At 69.3% G+C, this 17,904-nt stretch carries 15 protein-coding genes; 4 read left to right on the top strand and 11 right to left on the bottom strand.

Translation table 11 applies throughout. The annotated features are described in order from the left end of the window. Positions 1–169: 169 nt before the first annotated feature. The 4 genes from JOE48_RS02420 to JOE48_RS02435 all read right to left on the bottom strand — a co-directional run bounded on the left by JOE48_RS02420 (position 170) and on the right by JOE48_RS02435 (position 5,154). Positions 170–1,156, bottom strand: a complete 987-nt coding sequence (locus tag JOE48_RS02420) for a hypothetical protein (protein ID WP_210026828.1) — start codon at positions 1,154–1,156, stop codon at positions 170–172. Positions 1,157–2,239: 1,083 nt separating this feature from the next. Next, positions 2,240–3,970, bottom strand: coding sequence for an AAA family ATPase (locus tag JOE48_RS30090; RefSeq protein ID WP_245252692.1), 1,731 nt, complete (start codon positions 3,968–3,970; stop codon positions 2,240–2,242). Positions 3,971–3,983: 13 nt separating this feature from the next. After that, positions 3,984–4,433, bottom strand: coding sequence for a hypothetical protein (locus tag JOE48_RS02430; protein WP_210026831.1), 450 nt, complete (start codon positions 4,431–4,433; stop codon positions 3,984–3,986). A gap of 100 nt (positions 4,434–4,533) precedes the next feature. Then, complete coding sequence (locus JOE48_RS02435) at positions 4,534–5,154, bottom strand: hypothetical protein (protein ID WP_210026833.1); 621 nt, start codon at positions 5,152–5,154, stop codon at positions 4,534–4,536. A gap of 1,689 nt (positions 5,155–6,843) precedes the next feature. Between JOE48_RS02435 and JOE48_RS30760 the strand changes: the two genes are divergently transcribed. Continuing rightward, the gene (locus tag JOE48_RS30760; protein ID WP_280921289.1) at positions 6,844–6,978 is read left to right on the top strand and encodes a hypothetical protein; all 135 of its coding nucleotides are present in this window, start codon (positions 6,844–6,846) and stop codon (positions 6,976–6,978) included. Here JOE48_RS30760 and JOE48_RS02440 read toward each other — a convergent pair. Both JOE48_RS02440 and JOE48_RS02445 read right to left on the bottom strand, forming a co-directional pair. After that, a complete protein-coding gene (locus JOE48_RS02440) occupies positions 6,971–7,144 on the bottom strand; it encodes a hypothetical protein (protein WP_210026835.1) in 174 nt (57 codons plus the stop codon). The genes JOE48_RS30760 and JOE48_RS02440 overlap by 8 nt on opposite strands. Before the next feature lie 454 nt (positions 7,145–7,598). After that, complete coding sequence (locus tag JOE48_RS02445) at positions 7,599–9,059, bottom strand: LysM peptidoglycan-binding domain-containing protein (RefSeq protein WP_210035516.1); 1,461 nt, start codon at positions 9,057–9,059, stop codon at positions 7,599–7,601. Between the two features lie 224 nt (positions 9,060–9,283). Between JOE48_RS02445 and JOE48_RS02450 the strand changes: the two genes are divergently transcribed. Next, entirely contained in the window at positions 9,284–9,880 is a 597-nt protein-coding gene (locus tag JOE48_RS02450) for a TIGR00730 family Rossman fold protein (protein ID WP_210026846.1), read from the top strand. Between the two features lie 57 nt (positions 9,881–9,937). After that, positions 9,938–11,725, top strand: coding sequence for a methanol/ethanol family PQQ-dependent dehydrogenase (locus JOE48_RS02455; protein ID WP_210026848.1), 1,788 nt, complete (start codon positions 9,938–9,940; stop codon positions 11,723–11,725). Here JOE48_RS02455 and JOE48_RS02460 read toward each other — a convergent pair. Next, complete coding sequence (locus tag JOE48_RS02460; protein ID WP_210026850.1) at positions 11,679–12,608, bottom strand: LysR family transcriptional regulator; 930 nt, start codon at positions 12,606–12,608, stop codon at positions 11,679–11,681. The two genes, JOE48_RS02455 and JOE48_RS02460, sit on opposite strands and share 47 nt — an antisense overlap. A 92-nt stretch (positions 12,609–12,700) precedes the next feature. On the opposite strand from JOE48_RS02460, the gene JOE48_RS02465 reads away from it, so the two are divergent. Then, complete coding sequence (locus tag JOE48_RS02465; RefSeq protein ID WP_210026852.1) at positions 12,701–13,582, top strand: aldo/keto reductase family oxidoreductase; 882 nt, start codon at positions 12,701–12,703, stop codon at positions 13,580–13,582. Positions 13,583–13,744: 162 nt separating this feature from the next. On the opposite strand, the gene JOE48_RS02470 is transcribed toward JOE48_RS02465, so the two are convergent. The 4 genes from JOE48_RS02470 to JOE48_RS02485 form a co-directional block, all read right to left on the bottom strand. After that, on the bottom strand, positions 13,745–14,974 hold the full coding sequence (locus JOE48_RS02470; protein WP_210026854.1) for an ABC transporter substrate-binding protein: 1,230 nt from the start codon (positions 14,972–14,974) through the stop codon (positions 13,745–13,747). Positions 14,975–15,286: 312 nt separating this feature from the next. Continuing rightward, entirely contained in the window at positions 15,287–16,174 is an 888-nt protein-coding gene (locus JOE48_RS02475; protein WP_210026856.1) for a 3-keto-5-aminohexanoate cleavage protein, read from the bottom strand. Positions 16,175–16,192: 18 nt separating this feature from the next. Further along, positions 16,193–16,951 (bottom strand): SDR family NAD(P)-dependent oxidoreductase, encoded by a 759-nt coding sequence (locus JOE48_RS02480; protein WP_210026858.1) that lies wholly within the window; start codon positions 16,949–16,951, stop codon positions 16,193–16,195. After that, positions 16,948–17,898 (bottom strand): 3-hydroxyacyl-CoA dehydrogenase family protein, encoded by a 951-nt coding sequence (locus tag JOE48_RS02485; RefSeq protein ID WP_210026860.1) that lies wholly within the window; start codon positions 17,896–17,898, stop codon positions 16,948–16,950. Before JOE48_RS02485 ends, JOE48_RS02480 begins: the two co-directional genes overlap by 4 nt. Positions 17,899–17,904 lie beyond the last annotated feature (6 nt).

Genomic DNA, 17,904 nt, shown 5'->3' on the forward strand with positions numbered 1-17,904 from the left:
AGCCCTCGCAACCCGGCAGTCCGGGAGCCCTCAGGCATCCAAAGGCAGACGTCTAGCCACCGTCGCTCCGCCACCGGGGCCGACTCACAGCCCAAAGCGCCATTTTTGCGCTCGGCACGGACCAGTTTGCTGGGTCAGGGTCACCTGAGGCTCGCCGCTGGGCGAGGCATCAGGGCGCCGCTGGAGAGGATGGACGGTTGGCCCCTACGTTTCGCTCCCGGTAGGCCCGGCGGACCGTCGCGACCTGCGCCGGATCCGGCGTCGTAGCCAGCGGCCCCCAGGAGCGAGCGGAGCGGGCGCGAGCGTAGTGGATCTGTGCCGTCCGGTCCGTCGCATGACCCAGGAAGGCTGCGACTTCTGCCGGCGGCATGGCCTTCTTCGCACGCGCTCCGGCGACATGGCGGCCAGTGTAGAAAGCGATTGGCCTGCCACGCAGCGACGGGACAGTCGCCGCGGCCTTGTTGCAAGCCACGGCGAGTTGCCCCCTGGCAGCACGGTAGATTTTGCCCCACGGTTCGCTCGTCAGCGCCGCGGCCAGGGCATCCAGGAAAGTTTGCAACTCCGCGATCTTCACTTCAGTCCAAGTAGCGAGATCAAAACGACGCGTCTCCCCGTTTCCGCGACCGTTGGTGCGCTTGGCATTGATCACGACCAAGAAGCCGTCCTCGATATGTGCGCCCTGCCACTCGGAAGGCCGCAGGCCGAATTCGACCCCATATTGTAGTAACCCTGATGCCAAGGGCGCGTGCCTGTGCGGGGCGGCAGCGAGGCATCTCACGATGGCGCCAGCCTCCTCCGGCGTCATCGCCTTCCGCTTTCGCGCACTTGTACGGGGTGATCCACCCTCGCGCGGTGCGGGGCCTTTTGTCTGTTCCAGCTCGTCGAGAGCCAGACGCAACTCCTTATCATCCGGCCGCTTCCGGCACCCAGCCTCCACGACATACGCTAGGGCTGCCTTGTACACCCGGATCGTCGCGGGCTCCCATACTCCGTTCTGGCTGAGGAACCACTGGACGACCTCGTTGGTCCGGATCGTGGCGGCTGCGCTCTGAACGTCTAGCCCGAGCGCATTTCCAGCGGCCGACAACAATCTTTTGGCCGTGGTGCGATAGAATTTCCGGGTGTCGGGAGATTGGGTGATATCAACGGCAAACATGCGAACCCCCACGTTAGTGCCAGCGGCAGTAACGGCGGGCAGTAACAGCCCACTTAGCCCGCCGGCCTACGAGCCGCGCCCTCGACTGAGAGCGTGTAGCAGCAGGCGGGGAAAGCCTGGCAGGCACGCCTGAAAATCGCTAAGTATCTGCTCTCAGGCCAAGAGCGACGATAGGACGACTGGATATTGGGCGTATCCACGGTGATCCTGGCAGAACGGCTCGCCACCCTCACCGCACACGATCGAGGCTCGTATCCCGCAGGCGTCGTGGCTGCATCGCAGCTGGCTGACCCTCCAGTAGAGCTGATCCACAAAATGGGTGGCGCGCGGTCGCGCACGACGCTCCTGAGCGGTGGACGACAACTCCCAAACGAACGGCGCACGACGCGGTTTGGTATGGCTCGGTGTCCAATCGGCAGGTTTCTCGTCAGAGTCGTTGCTTGATGGTTCTGGCGCGTGAGCCGGGAGGATGAGTGGTGCCTCTGCATCGACCTCAGGGTTGTACCGACTGTCGGGATAAACGGGTGTGTCCGCCGCGGGCCTAGGACTGTACCGACTGTCAAGACAAACGGGCGTATCCGCCACGGGTCCAGGGCCGTCTAGGCTCTGGTCAATGTCGTGACGCAGCACCGGCAGCGTCGGTCGCAGGACGCGGACTCGCCGTCCGTCGATATGTGTCCAGGAGCAGTCGAGATAGCCGGCTCGCCTAAGTTGGCTCAAGCCGTTCTTGGCTGTCGAGAGTTTCACGCCCGTGCGGACGGCGAGCGCCCTGTCGTCCTCCCCCGCTGTACCGGAGGCGATCAGTTCCGACACGGCCCAAGCCACCGACATGGCACAACGGCGGACATGTGGATCGCGGCGGATTGCACTGCTCCAGGTTGACAGATCCGGTTCCATTCCCGCCTCACAAGCACCAGCTGGCTCACCTTAGGGTAGGGAAAGGCGATGCAAGAGGCACTCGCCCTGTACCGAGTGTCAGTACAGGGCGAGTGCCTCCAAGGTGTCTGTCGCCGCCCGCGGCCGGGTCGCCTCACCATCCCGCACTGCATCCGCATCGATGGCGGGTCACCGTCGGTCGGGCAGTCAGTGCCGCGGGCTCAGCGCCTCGCGTGCTGTCACCACGGCCTCAACGAGGCGGCTGAGGCGCCGGATCGAGCCGCCCCGCCACCCCCGACGAACGAGAGCGATCTCCTCGCCGTCGAGGGCTGCCAGGAGACGGGGATCCAGCCCGCGGCTCTCGGCGATCCCGGCCAGGACCGGAGCGACCAGGCTCTCGAGGTGTTCGATCCCGGGTGCCGGCATCTCCAGCACCCGCAGCCGGTCGCGCAGGGGCCCGGGCAACGGGTCCATCGCGTTGGCGGTGGCGACCCAGCTGACGTGGGAGAGATCGACCTCGGCCTGGAAAGCCGGATCGGGATAGGCCCGGGCGGTCTCAGCCTCAAGCAGCGGCAGCAGACTGTCCCAGAGGCGCCCGTGATCGCTCCTCGCCGCCGCCTTCTCGAGTTCGTCGACGAGGATGAGCGGGTTGGCGATGCCGTAGCGCGCGATCGCCATGAGCGGGTGGGCCGGCTCGGACGTCGACCAGCGGCGATCCGTGCCGCCGATGCTGGCACCGCTGTCCCGGGTCGCATCGACCCGCCACAACCCGACGGCGAGATGGTGTGCCAGCCGCCCGACCAGCCGGCTCTTGCCCGCGCCGGGGGAGCCCAGGATCAAGGTTGGACGGAAGGCGACGTCGTTGCGACCGACGAGATCGACGAGGAGACGGTCGACCACGTCGACCGCGTAGGGAAACTCGAAGGCGAGCGCCGCGCGCAGAGCTGCGAGGTCCGGGACCGGTGCGAGGGGGACAGGGCGTCCGATGATGCCCTCATACCCCCGCGTCACGCTCGACTTGCGATCGGGGGTGTCCTGAACCTCGGAGACGACGAGGACGTGCCCTTCGGGGATGGATCGGGGAGGCGTTTCAGCCGGGGGGACTGGATGTGGAGGCGAGGCGGCCGTCGAGGCCTTCAGTTCGCGCAGGCGTTTGTCGCTCCGCTGGAGGGCCCTCTCGGCCGCGCGCCTGCGCCGCCGTTCCCCCTGTTTGGCACTGTCGGCGACGGACAGGGTCAGCCTCTCGCCGAAACGGGTCAGCCCGGGCACCAGCGGGGCACCGATCATGAACTCGCACGTCCCGCCGCGACTGAGGACGGCCGCCGCGGCGACGGCGTTGCCGGCGCTGCCCGTAAGGATCAAGAGCGCCTCCCGGAGGGCCTCGTTCCAGGCATCGAGCAGCATCTGGCGCGCCTCCGATCCGGCCACGAGGTCGTCGTCATCGACCTTCGAGCCGTGCGCAGGCCCCAGGCCGATCGCCGTCTGTACCTCCGCGATCGCCGGCAACTTCAACGGAAGATCCGACAGCGCCTCGAACTCGAGCCACAGTGGCAGAGCTAATCGCGCGCTCGCATCTGCGTCGTCCACCGTACAGGATAACAGGGTCACGAGGTCGGCTAGGGACCGTGCGGCCGGCCGATCCCACGCGACGGCGTGATGATCGAGGAACTGCGTCAAGGCGTGACGGGCGAGGACGGGGCTTGGGTCGCTCGGGGATGGATCGTTGCCGGCGTCGGCGTTGCCGCTCCAGGCGCGAGCCAGGGCGGCAGCTTCCGGTACGAGCGCGACGATGTCTAGAACCAAGTTCTGCCGCGCGGCCGGGATCCGCAGGCCGGTGTCGAGACAGGTGCGCAGCCGTCGTGGAAAGAGGGGCAGCACGAGGCGCCGCGCCGCCTCGGCGTCGATCAGGGGAAGGTGCGAGGTCGTGGAAAAGGCCATGACGTCGTCCCCTTCAGCGGCCGGGCGCGAGCGTAAGACCGGGCCCCCGGTTGCTCGTGTCATGCCAGGCGTGGGCCAGCATCAGGAGATCGAGATCGGCGCGCCGGCGGGCTCGGCGGCCGACGACATGGACGAGCAGGTCGCGGCATGCGGGATCCCCGAGGGCAGCGCAGAGGAGGACCGTCGAGAGGGCCGGGTCGAGGCGTCCGGGATAGACGACGCCCTCGGCGAGGGTCTCGATCGCCACGCCGATAGCGGCGGCCGGTTCCGCCTCGGTTGCAGCTTTCCAGCCGGGGAGCGGTAGGGGCGGCGTCGCGACCAGGACGGAGCGCAGACGGTGCTGTGCGGGCAGGTCGAGGGCCGTGGGCGGAAGATGGCGCCACCAGGTCAGCGGGCGGGCGGACGGCAAGATCGCCGCGGAGGTCCGGGGCTGGTGGGGTCCGGGGGTGAAATCAGGGGTCATGCAAGCAAGCCTGGCGAGGGCACCGGCGCGGCGGCGCGCGATGCACGAGGGTTCACGGAAGGGGCGGACGGAGGCGGATCGCGAGTGCGGCCCGCCGGGATCAGGGCGCCAACGCGGTGCGTGGGAACGGCGGTGCCGCGTCCGGGAGCGGCTCCAGGGACGCCAGCGCGAGTGCGAGCAGATCCGGGACTTCCGCGTGCAGGCGGGATGTGAGCAGACCGGTCACCGCCTCGACAGCATCCAGGACCGGTACCCCGAACAGGGCGTCGATGGCCGGACCGCTGACGGAGAGATCGGGCGAGTAGCCGGCCCGTCCGTAGACATCGATCAGCACCGCGCGGGCGGTGGCGACGTGGTAGTTCAGGGTCGCCAGGAACGCGATCGCCTGGACCTGGGCGCACCTTAGGATCCACTCGACCTGATGGACCTTTCTGGACTCGCTCTTGCCGCCGCCCCGTTTCACCTCGGCGATGAAGGCCCGGTTCTCCTGACGGTCGATCACGATGAGATCGAGCTTGACGGTCTGGGCGATGGGTCCGGTGAGCGCCACCGACGTCGTAGCCAACTGCGCCATGGTGCCGGTACGGACCAGCTCCTGGGTCGTCGTCGTGATCGGCATTGCGACGTCACGTAGGACGAAATAGCGATCATCGCGCTCGAGGACGTCCTTCAGCGCTAGTTCGATCAGCGTGCCGTGTCTCTTCACGACCGAGGCCAGCACGGACCCGATCTGCGACAGACGGGGGCCGAGCAATGGGTCGGAGACGAACACCGCACGCCGAGCATTGGCGACGACGGCGTCGGCGGCAGCCAGCAGCGTGGGCGAGCAGAATTGCGAATGGGTCGGTCGCGGGAGGCTGGCACCCTCAGCGGCTCCGCTACCGAGGGGGACGGGGATGCGCCCGCTTGGTGCCGGGCGTGACGACGGGGGAGTGCCCGCGGGCGGTCGATGCCGTCCGCAGTGGGTTGCCGGGTGGGGGATGACGGTATTCATGGTCCGGGTCCGTCCAAGGGACACCCATCCGCATGCGCTGACCGATCGAGGGATCGGACGGAGTGCAGGAACACGTCGTGGCGGCTAAGCCTTCGACGTCGTCGGGTGTCGGGATTGCAGGGAGCAAAGGCGATCGGCAGCGCGCTTCAGGAGCGCGTGAACGGAAGAGCCTTAGGCGCTCGTGCGGATCGGCAGGACGGGGGAGCGGCGTCGCAGGGACGGCAGACGGTGGGATGGTTTCGCCGACGGCGGAATGCCGATAGGGAGGGTCTCAGCCATGGCTCGGTATCTCCTGAGGATACGGGTCGTGGTCAGGCCGGGGCTGGTGCTGCTAACACCGGTGCCGGCCGCCTCTGCTAAAGGCGACGCGGCAGATCCGACGGCTCTGCCCATACCTAAGGTGGCCTGGGAGCACGGCTTTGAGAAGCGCCTCGGGGCGACAATCCGCATAACAGTGGAACTTTCCGGCCGATATCATTAACGCGCACCTGGCGAATACCGAAGATCGCTCTCAGGCGAGCTTCGCCGCACGACGCGTTCGGTGGGCAAGCAGGAGACCTGAAACCAAAGGTTTCGGGAAGGGCGACCCTCTGACCGCGCCGTCTTCCGATCCTGCTGTCCGCAGGAGCGTGCTGCCCATAATGTCAAGAAAACGGTTGCTTTCTCGACAGAGGCCAATGACCTCCGCGGGGCTCTCTTGCTCTAGATACTGGTCCTGCAGCTCTGCTCGGAGATCGCCGCTTCCTTTCAGGTGGCGGCAATGCTCTTGCCCTGCACTATCTCATCTCAATTTCGCGTAGCGTCCGCACCAGCTGCTCAGAGCTTAGCCTCTGTTCTTGCTTCATCTTCAGTCCCTCCGGTCTTGACTGATCCTCTCGATCTGTTCGGTCCGAAACAAACCAGCCAAGTAGGGACGTACGCCTCGTGAGCCATCAACCCAATCCCGTCCTTGCTCGCCCCCAGAAGGTTTTCTGGATTTCTGGCGCATACCTTCGACGCCGCAATGAAGGTGAGCTCCTGCACCTAATTGACCAAAATCTGAAAGGTAGCGGAATTGCCTATATCATTAGCGATAGGGACAGCACAGTTTCGCGAAGCAAATAGCGAGTTTAGTGATTTACGAACATTCAGGCCATAATAACTTGGGAAATCAGAACAATTCAAGCGCATGTCACGTGTAAAAGTAAATTATGATAATTATAACAAACAAGCTAAAACTGAATTAGCAATAATCACGCTCTCGCACCAAAAGTATTTAAAATTTTGAGCCTCAGCCTGCGACTGTAATGCTAATTGGCCCACCTCTTGCGATATCCAGACCATTTCTCTCGGACTCCGGCCCCGCCGCACTGGATTTCTCGTGCGCTTGAACGATTCCGACGCTGGGTCGTTGAACAGGAACGCAGGAGCGTGACCATGCAGAGCAAGTGGATGACCTTGGCCGAAGTGGCCGCCGACCGGCACTTGACGCTCGCCGAGGCCCAGAATCTGGTCGACGAGACTAACTGTCCGAAGGCCTTCAAGACCAACGGGACGATGTATCTTATTTGAGAGCCTGTTTGAGCGTGTGATCCCAAGACGGATTGTTGAGGGCGCCGACGGCCAGGAGGCTCGCCACGCAGGCGAGACGGCCGGTCGCAACATCGAGGCGGCCGGCGCGCTCGCGCAGCACGCCGCCCCAGTGGCTGATCCAGCCGAAGGTTCGCTCCAATCTCATGTTCGCCATTTCAAGCTGCAGGCACGACAAATTGCTGCTCGCCGTCGAGCTAATCCTCGTGGCCGCGGCTAAGCAGGGCTGGAGGCACGATCCTGAGACGACGGTCGACCCTGCTCTGATGTGCGGGTTGGGTACCGTCGGACCGGATGCGTGGCGGAGCGTCCTCTGTCTAGAAGCCAGCGTCGGATGAGACCCGTCTGGTAGTGGTGGCGAGGGTTCTTCTGACCGGGACCGTGCCTCCGACCGCGCTCAGCGTTGGATGGTGCTGTGCCGGTAAGGTTCTCCTGTCTCGCGTTTTGCAGATATCAGCTCAACGGGCGCCGATCGGCGGCGCCTGTCGGGCGATGGCCCAGACAAAGCCCGCCAACTCGCGTGCGATCGCGGTGACGGATTGCGAGGTCTCCGACCTCATTTGTGGTGAGCAGACGGATGGCGGAGCCGGGAAGAAGACCGGTCAGCCCCGCTTGTCGGGTGGAAGCACGAAGATCTGGCCGGGGTAGATGAGGTCCGGATCCCGGATCTGGTTCTGGTTCGCGTCGTAGATCACCGTGTAGCGCTCGCCGCGACCGTAGGTGCGCTGGCTGATCCGCCAGAGGTTGTCGCCGCGGGTGATCCGGGCCGTGCTGATCTCCGGCACGAACACGGCCCCGGCCGGGGCCGGGGTGCCGGTTTTGGCCGCCAGCTGGCGCGTGTCGGGCCTCGCATCGGGTGCCGGGGCCATCCTGGTGACGGGTGCGGTGGCGGGCGAGGCGGCCTGACGGGGCGCCGCTGCCTCAGGACTCTGCGCGGTCTCCCTGGAGACCGTTCTGGAGGACTCCCGGGTGACGCCCTGGCCGCCGGATGGCGCCGCGGGCTCGCGGGCCGCGACCGGCGCCGGCTCGGGCACGGCCAGGGGCACCTCGGCGCGGGACGCCACCTTGCCGGTTGCCGGATCGATCTGGTCGATCCGCACGTGGTACTGGCCGGGCTTGACCCCGCGCCCGATGGTGAAGCTCGCACGGCCATCGGGGCCGATACTGCCGGGCGCGATCAGCGTGTCGTTGAGGTAGAGCCGGAGCGTCGCGCCGGGCGTGCCGGAAGCCGTCACGAACAGGCGCCCGTTGCCCTGCACGTCGACGCTGACGATGCGGGTCGGCTGCGCCGGCCCGGGATGGGCCGCCGTGCGGCCGTCCCCGGCCGCTTGCTTGTTGGGCGCCAGTGGCTGGCCGGGCGCCGCGTTGGCGATCCTGGCGGACGCGGCCGGTCCGGCGGCGCCGGGCTGCGACAGGACCACGGTCGCCGCATCCGGTGCCGTCAGGGCGACCAGCGGCTGGCGGTCCCGGCCTGGGGCGACGTTTACCGCCACGCTCTGCTGCGAGCTGGCCGGCTGGCCGTCCTTGGCCGTCATGCGCAGCCGGATCGTGCTGGAACCCGCGGGCAGAGCCGGCGGCACGATCGCGAACTGCCCGCTGGCATCGGCCGTCGCCTTGGCCACCGGCTTGCCGTCGACCAACATCTCGACCTCGGCATGCGGCGCTCCGCGCCCGGCCACGACGGCGTCGCCGTTCGGCTCGACCCGGACGATGTCGAAGCGCGGCGCCTCGGCGGCGCCGGGCTCCCCCACCGGTCTGGCGGATCGGGCGTCGGGCGCCCCGGGCATGGCCGGATCGGGCCTTGCCGCGCCGGGCCGGGCCGCCTTGGGTGGATCGTTGCGGAAATCGATCGCCGGGTCGGGGGCCTTCGCGATCGTTCCGGGATCGGCGAGCCCCCGCAGGCTGCCCTGCGGCACGGGCGCTGCGGCGGCCGGCGGCTCCGCCGCATCTCGACCGGTCAGCCGGCGCAGGGACTCGCCGCCGAACAGGGCCGCCACGAGCCCGAGGCCACCGAACAGGCCGGCGAGCGCCAGGGCGAGACTGCGCCGCACCTGTCCCGACATCGCCACGAAGGCCTCCCCTGATCCTGTTGCCGCCCGGCTGCGGGCACTGGGCCGCGCGAAAACCGTCGACGGCGTGGGCCATAATACCGTACATGCTCCCGACACCAAGCCGTCCCGCCGCCCAGGCGGGTGAATCCCACGCGATGTCAGCAGTTTGGCGCGGGACGCGCCGGGCGCGGGGCTCTTTCTGGACGGCACGCAACGGACACGCAGGAGGGCGCCGGATGGCCCCGGTGAGGACAGTCTGTGTCTATTGTGGCTCCGGCTTCGGCCGCGACCCCGCCTTCCGCGAGGCCGCGGAGCTGCTCGGGACCGCGCTGGCCGAGGCCGGGATGCGCCTCGTCTATGGCGGCGGCGATGTCGGCCTGATGGGCACGGTCGCGCGGGCGGCGCTCGCCGCCGGCGGCCACGTCACCGGCATCATCCCGGACTTCCTCCAGGCGCGCGAGCACATGCTGGCGGACATCCAGGAGACCGTGGTGGTGCCCGACATGCACACGCGCAAGCGCCTGATGTTCGAGCGCTCCGACGCCTTCGTGACCCTGCCGGGCGGGATCGGCACCTTGGAGGAACTCGTCGAGCAGCTGACCTGGGCGCAGCTCGGGCGGCACCGCAAGCCCGTGGTGCTGGTCTCGATCGCCGCGTTCTGGTCGCCGCTGCTCGCCCTGTTCGAGCACATGCGCGGCCACGGCTTCATCCGCGAGGGGCTCGATCTCAGCTACCTCGTCGCCCGCGAGGCGGCCGAGGTGGTGCCGATGCTCCGCGAGGCCGGCCACGAGCCGGATCCCCAGGCCGAGGAGATCGTCCAGCAGCGGATGTGAGGCGGCCCGCGCGGGGATCCCGCGCGTCGGCCGTCGCGCGGCGAGAGGATGTCCAGGATGCGCGCTTCCCACCTCGCGGCCCTGCCGCTCGCCTGCCTCACCGGTGCGGTCGCCGCCGCCGACGCACCGGTCCTCCAGACCCTCGACTATGCCAACACCCGGTATTCCGACCTCGATCGGATCGACGCCGGCAATGTCGGCCGCCTCAAGGTCGCCTGGACCTTCTCCACCGGCGTGCTGCGCGGCCACGAGGGCGCGCCGATCGTGATCGGGCACGTGATGGTCGTGCACACGCCGTTCCCCAACGTGGTCTACGCCCTCGACCTCGACCAGGACGGGAAGATCCTGTGGCGCTACGCGCCGCGGCAGGACCCGAACGTGATCGCCGTCATGTGCTGCGACACGGTCGCCCGCGGCCTCGCCTACGCGGACGGGCGGCTGTTCCTGCAGCAGGCCGACACCACCGTGGTCGCCCTCGATCCGGAGACCGGCCGGGTGCTGTGGTCGGTGAAGAACGGCGACCCGGGCCGGGGCGAGACCAACACCGCCACGGTTCTGCCGGTGCACGGCAAGCTGATCGTCGGGCTCGCGGGGGGAGAGTACGGGGCGCGCTGCCACGTCACCGCGTACGATCAGGCGACGGGCAAGCGGCTCTGGCGCGCCTACGCCACCGGGCCGGATGCCGACATGCTGGTCGATCCGGAGAAGACCACCGCGCTGGGTCGCCCGATCGGCACGGATTCCTCGCTCAAGACCTGGGAGGGCGACCAGTGGCGGACCGGCGGCGCCTGCAGCTGGGGCTGGTTCTCCTACGACCCGGAGCTGAACCTCGTCTATTACGGCACCGGCAATCCCGCGACCTGGAACCCGGCCCAGCGCCCGGGCGACAACCGCTGGGCACAGGCGATCATCGCCCGCGACGCCGATACGGGCCTCGCCCGCTGGGTCTACCAGATGACCCCCCACGACCAGTGGGACTATGACGGCGTCAACGAGATGATCCTCACCGAGCAGATGATCGGCGACCGGCCCCGCAAGGTGCTGACCCATTTCGACCGCAACGGCTTCGGCTACACGCTGGACCGGGCCACGGGCGCGCTGCTGGTGGCGGAGAAGTTCGACCCCACGGTCAACTGGGCGAGCCGCGTGGAGATGAACCCCGCCGCCCCCGATTACGGCCGGCCGGTGGTCGACAGGCGCTACGCCCCCGGCGAGGCCGAGGAGGACGAGACCACCAAAAATATCTGCCCCGGGGCGCTCGGCGCCAAGAACCAGCAGCCGGCCGCCTACTCGCCCCGGACGCGCCTGTTCTACGTGCCGACCAACCACATGTGCATGGATTACGAGGCGTTCCGGGTCACCTACACGCCCGGCCAGCCCTATGTCGGCGCGACGCTCACCCTGCACCCGCCCGAAGGCACCGACCGGACCGGGGCGTTCATCGCCTGGGACGGGGCCAGGGGCCGGATCGCCTGGACGATCCCGGAGCCGTTCTCTGTCTGGTCGGGGGCGCTCGCCACGGCGGGCAACGTGGTCTTCTACGGCACGCTGGAGGGCTACCTGAAGGCGGTCGATGCCCGGGACGGGCACGAACTCTATCGGTTCAAGACGCCGTCGGGCATCGTCGGCAACGTCACCACCTACCTGCATGACGGGAAGCAGTACGTGGCGGTGCTCTCCGGAATCGGCGGCTGGGCCGGGATCGGTCTGGCGGCCGGGCTGACCGACCCGGCCGACGGTTCGGGAGCGGTCGGCGGCTATGCGGCGCTGTCGCAATACACGGCGCCGGGCGGGCAGCTCACGGTGTTCGAACTGCCGGAGCCGGCGCCGCCGGCCGGCCACTGACGAAGTCCACGAAGGCGCGCAGGGGCGCCGGCAGATGCCGCCGGCCGGGATAGTAGAGGAACGGGCCGGAGAAGACCTGCCACCAGGGTTCCAGAACCGGCTCCAGGGCGCCGCTGTCAAGCTGCGGCCGAAGCCAGTCCTCGAACAGGTGGATGATCCCGGTTCCCGCGACCGCGGCCACCACCGCGAGGTCGCTGGCGCCGACCCGCACGATGAGCGGCCCGGACGGATCCACCCGGACGATGTCGCCGTCGCGCTCGAACTCCCAGGGCGCCGTCAGGGCGCCGCTGGGGAACCGGCCGAGCAGGCAGGCATGGCCGAGGAGGTCGCGCGGATGGTCCGGCCGGCCGCGCCGGTCGAGATAGGCCGGCGCCGCCGCGGTGGCGAAACGCTGCCGCCGCGGGCCGATCGGCACCGCGATCATGTCCTGCTCCAGCCGCTCGTCGTAGCGGATGCCGGCGTCGCAGCCGGCCGCCAGCACATCCACGAACCCGTCCTCGACGATCACCTCCAGGCGGATCTCCGGATAGGCCGCCAGGAAGGGGGGCACGAGCGCCGGCAGAACCAGCCTGGCCGCGCTCAGCGGCACGTTCAGCCGCAGCGTCCCAGCCGGCCGATCGCGAAAGCCGTTCACCACGTCGAGGGCGGAATCCACCTCGGCGAGCGCCGGGCCGAGCCGCTCCAGCAGGCGGGTCCCGGCCTCGGTCGGCGCGACGCTGCGGGTGGTGCGGTTCAGCAGGCGCACCCCCAGGCCCGCCTCCAGCCGGCGCACGGCCTCGCTGAGGCTCGACGCGCTCCCGCCCCCGGCGCGGGCGCCGTCGCGAAAGCCGCCGGCCCGCGCCACGGTCACGAAGGCGGCGAGGTCCGTGAGATTCTGGGTCATCGTTCGAGAATCGGCACAGCCCGTGCCGATTGTCACGGCTTATCGGCGCAAAAGCCGGCGTCTACATCCGGGACACCAACAGGAGATTCGTCATGTCCGACATCACCGCCGACATCGCGCAGGCCGGAACCTTCCCCCTCGGCGACCGGAAAGTGAAGCGGCTCGGCTACGGGGCCATGCAGCTCGCCGGGCCGGGCGTCTTCGGGCCGCCCAAGGATCGCGCCGCCGCGGTCGCGGTGCTGCGCACGGCCGCAGCGGCCGGCGTCGACCACATCGACACCAGCGACTTCTACGGGCCGCACGTCACCAACCAGATCATCCGCGAGGCGCTGCACCCCTACCCGGACGGCCTCGTGATCGTCACGAAGGTCGGCGCCAGGCGCGGGACCGACGCCTCGTGGAACCCGGCCTTCTCGGCCGAAGAACTCATTCAGGCGGTCCACGACAACCTGCGCAACCTCGGCGTCGACGCCCTCGACGTGGTCAACCTGCGCCTGATGTTCGACGTCCACGGCCCCGCGGAAGGGCCGATCGAGGCGCCGCTGACGGTCCTGGCGGATCTCCAGCGCCAGGGGCTGATTCGCCGGATCGGCCTGAGCAACGCCACGCCGCGCCAGGTCGCCGAGGGACGGCGGATCACCGACATCGTCTGCGTGCAGAACCAGTACAACCTCGCGCATCGGGACGACGACGCGTTCATCGACGATCTGGCGGCGGCCGGAATCGCCTACGTGCCGTTCTTCCCGCTGGGCGGGTTCAGCCCGCTCCAGTCGGGCACCCTGTCGGAGGTGGCGGCCGGGCTCGGCGCCACGCCGATGCAGGTGGCGCTCGCGTGGCTGCTGCGCCGGTCGCCCAACATCCTGCTGATCCCGGGGACGTCGTCCCTCGGCCACCTGCGCGAGAACCTCGCGGCGGCCGAGCTCGCGCTCCCGGACGCCGCGATGGCGGCCCTGGACCGGATCGGAGGGGCGTGAGCGACGCGCGCTCCCCGACGTGCCGCGTCCTGCACCGTCATTCCGGGGCGCCGCAGGCGAGCCCGGACTCCAGATCCGCAGGTGATGCCGATCCTTGCCCCGTCGGCGCGTCGGCATCCCGGGCGCCGCTGCGCGGACCCGGGATGACAAGCCTGACGGCGCCTACTTCGCCGTCTGCTGCGCCAGCATCGGGCAGCCGCCCTCGCTCATCGGCCGGAACGCCTGCTCGGCCGGGATCGTCTCCAGCACCTTGTAGAGGTCCCACTCGCCCTTCGACTCCGACGGCGCCTTGGCCTCGAACAGGTACATCGGGTGGATCTTGCGCCCGTCCGGCCGGATCGTGCCCTGGCCGAACAGCGGGTCGTCGGTCGGCAGCTCCTTCATCTTGGCGACCACGGCGGCGCCGTCCTTGGCCGAGTGCAGGGCCGCCACCGCCTTCAGGTAGTGCAGCGTGCTGGCGTAGACGCCCGCTTGGTACGAGGTCGGCTTCTTGCCGGGCATGCGCTTCTCGAACCGCTCCGCGAAGGCCCGGGTGCCGTCGTTGAGGTCCCAGTAGAACGAGGCGGTGAATTCGAGGCCCTGCGCCACGTCCAGGCCCAGCGAGTGGATGTCGGTGATGGCGATCAGCAGGGCCGCGAGGGTCTGGCCGCCCTGGCGGATGCCGAATTCGTGCGCCTGCTTGATGGCGTTGGCGGCGTCGAGCCCGGCATCGGCGAGCCCGATCACCTGCGCGCCCGAGGCCTGGGCCTGGAGCAGGAACGAGGAAAAGTCCGGGTTCGGGAAGGGCGTGCGCACGCCGCCGACGACCTTGCCGCCGTTCTTCTCCACCACCGCCTTGGTGTCGCGCTCCAGGGCGAGGCCGAACGCGTAGTCGGCGGTGATGAAGTACCAGGTCTTGCCGCCGCGCTTGAGCATCGCCTTGCCAGTGCCGTTGGCGAGCGCCGCGGTGTCGTAGGTCCAGTGCACGGTGTTGGGCGTGCAGGCCGGGCCGGTGAGGTCGGCGGTGCCGCCGCCCGAGTTGATGAAGGCCTTGTTCTTCTCCTTGGTGATCTGCGCGATGGCGAGCGCCACCGAGGAGGTCGGCACGTCGAACACTGCGTCGACGCCGTCGCGGTCGTACCATTGCCGGGTGATCGAGGCGCCGACATCGGGCTTGTTCTGGTGGTCGGCGGCGACGACCTCGACCTTCAGCCCGTGCGTCTCCGGCTTGAAATCCTCGACCGCCATGCGGGCCGCCACCACCGAGCCCTCCCCGGTGGAGTCGAAGTAGACGCCGGAGCGGTCGTTCAGCACGCCGATCTTCACGGGCACGAGATCGGCCGCGAGCGCCGCGCCGGCACCGAGCGCGCACAAGCTCCCGAGCAGCGCCGCGGCGCGGTGGCGGAGCGTCATGTCTCTCTCCCTGTCGTGTCGCACCCGGCGGCGTTGATCGCCGCTCGCGGTCGTCGGGATGCAGCGTATCCGTGGAGAGGCGCGGCCGAAACGGGTGCGCGTGAGGATGCCGGCGTTCCGTCAGGGGCCGCCTTCCCCGCCCGCGACGACGCCTCGGTGATCGCGGACGGGCATCCGCCTCTTCGAGGCGCCGCCCCGTCGTCGCGAGTGCAGCGAAGCGATCCAGCAGCACCACGCCCGCCGCGGTCGCGCGCTGCCATGGGCCCACTTCGCTGCGCGCGTGATGACGGGTGAGCGGCGGCGATCGGACTCTCAACCGCCCCGCGGCGCCAACCCAAACATCGTCCGCGCCTGATCGGGCGTGGCCGGCTCCCTGTCGAGAAGGGCCAGCAGGCTCACGGCCTTCTCCACCAGGGCGGCGTTGCTCGGCGCAAGCTTGCCCCGGGACAGGTACAGGTTGTCCTCCAGGCCGACCCGGACGTTGCCGCCCATGCCGGCCGCCACCGCGAGGATCGGGAACTCCTCCCGGCCGATGCCGAAGGCCGACCAGATCGCGTCCTCCGGCAGCCGCGCCCGCATCGCCACCAGCGCCTCGGGTGTCGCCGGGGCGCCCCAGGGAATGCCGAGGCAGATCTGGAACAGCGGCGGGCGCGCCAGATGTCCCTCGGCGATCAGGTGCCGGGCCAGCTCGATCTGGCCGAGATCGAACACCTCGATCTCGGGCTTCACGCCCGCGTCGCGGATGTGACCCGCCATGGCCCGCAGGTGGCCGGGGGTGTTGAGGAACAGGTGCTCGCCGAAATTCATCGTGGCGACGTCGAGGGTGCAGATCTCCGGCCGGAGCGCCGCCACGTGCCGGGTGCGCACCTCCGGGCTCACGAAGGTGGTGCCCGGGCCGGCGACGGCCGGATCGGGATCGCCCGGCACGAACCGGCCCCCGGCCCCCGTGGTCAGGTTGAGGATCACGGCGTCGTTCTTCGCGCGGATCCGCTCAACCACCTCGCGGTAATGGGCGAGCTCCATGCTCGGCGCGGCGGTCTCGGGGTCGCGGACGTGGATATGGACCACGGCGGCCCCGGCGGCGGCGGCCTCGAGGGCCGACTCCGCGATGGCCTTCGGGCTCACCGGCACGGCCGGGTTCTTCCGCGGCGTGTCGAAGGAGCCCGTGAGGGCGCAGGTGATGACGGTGGTGCTCGACATGTATGTGCTCCCCGGGCGTCACATCGCTCCGCCGTCGACCGTGATCGTCTCGCCCGTGATGTAGGCCGCGCCTGCACTCAGGAAAAAAATCGTCTCGGCGATGTCCTCCGGCCGGGCCATGCGGCCGAGCATGGTGCGCCCCACGGTCGAGGCCTTCCGCTCCTCCGACCAGGGCTCGGTCCACGGTGTGGCGACGAGGCCCGGCGCCACCGCGTTGACCCGCACCTCCGGTGCCAGCGCCCGGGCGAGGCTGCGGGTCAGGTTGATCAGCCCGGCCTTGCTGGCCGAATAGGCGACCGACGAGCCCCGCCGCCCGAGACCGGCCACCGAGGCGGTGTTGACGATGGCGCCGCGGCTCGCCTTGAGCGTCGCCGCCGCTTCCCGAGCGCAACGGAACGGCCCGAGTAGGTTGGTCGCCAGGATCGTAGCCCAGAAATCCTCACTCATCGCGTCGAGATCCTCGAAGGCGATGGGTGTGGTCGTGCCCGAGGTGCCGGCGTTGTTGACGAGCACGTCGAGGCCGCCGAGCCGGTCGATCCCCGCCGCCACCATCGCCTCGGCTTCGCCGGGGGCGGACACGTCTCCGGGCAATGGGATCACCGAGAGCCCTGCCCCGGCGAGCCTTGCGGCCTCTGTGGGGCCGCGGCCGTCGTCGGGCAGGTGATTCAGCGCCACGGTGGCGCCGTTGCGGGCGAAGATTTCGACGGTCGCGAGCCCGATCCCTGACGAGCCCCCGGTGACGAGGACGCGCCGTCCCGACAGATCCGCCCCGATCATGATCCCTCCATCCGGCCGATCCCGGCCATCGCCGCCTTCAACGCCAGGAGCTTGCGGTCGCGCTCGCGGAACAGCTCTTCCGGCGGGCGGCCGCCCCAGTCGAAATAGCCCCGCCCCGCCATCACCCCGGTCCGGCCTTCGGCGCAGAGGGCGTCCAGGGTCTCGGAGCGGGTGCGTGGGGCCGGCGGCGCGTAGCTCCCATTGGCGAGGGCGCGCTGCGTCAGCTCCAGGCCGGTGAAGTCGGCCTTGGCGAGGTGGCCGAGGATCGGGATACGCAGGGAGAGCCCGTGGATGATCGCGTCGTCGATGTCCCGGGGCGCGGCGACGCCCTCGTCGAGGAGCCGAAAAACCTCGGCGCTGATCGCCTGCTGGATGCGGTTGGCGATGTAGCCGGGAATGAAGCGCTTGAGCACGATCGGGACTTGGCCCAGGCCGCGCACGAGATCAGCCATCGCGGCGACCACCGGCGGATCGGTGCCGGGACCGGGCACCACATCGACGAGATCGACGATGTAGGGCGGCGTGTACCAGTGCAGGATCAGCGCCCGCGCCTGCCGGCGCTCCGGGATCAGCGGGAAGACGTCGAGGTAGCTGGTGTTGCTGGCGAGGATCGTCTCGGCTGGGCAGAGCCGGTCGAGGTCGGCGAACAACGCGCGCTTGGCCTCCGGGTTCTCGGTGATCGCCTCGATGACGAGGCCGGCGCCGGCGACCGCCGCGTCCAGATGCGCCTCGACCCGGACGGCCTGCCTGAGGCGGTCCGCGTCCCAACCCGCGGGCGCAGCGCCCGCGTCCTGCAGGGTCGCGAGCGCCGATGCCATGAGCGCGGGGACTCTGGCGCGGGTTTCGGGCGACGTGTCGGTGATCCGCACGCTGTGCCCGTGCAGCGCCAGCACCAGGGCGATGCCGTGCCCCATCAGGCCGCCGCCGACGATTGCGATCTCGCTCATGCGGTC

Source organism: Methylobacterium sp. PvR107 (assembly GCF_017833295.1).
GTDB lineage: Bacteria > Pseudomonadota > Alphaproteobacteria > Rhizobiales > Beijerinckiaceae > Methylobacterium.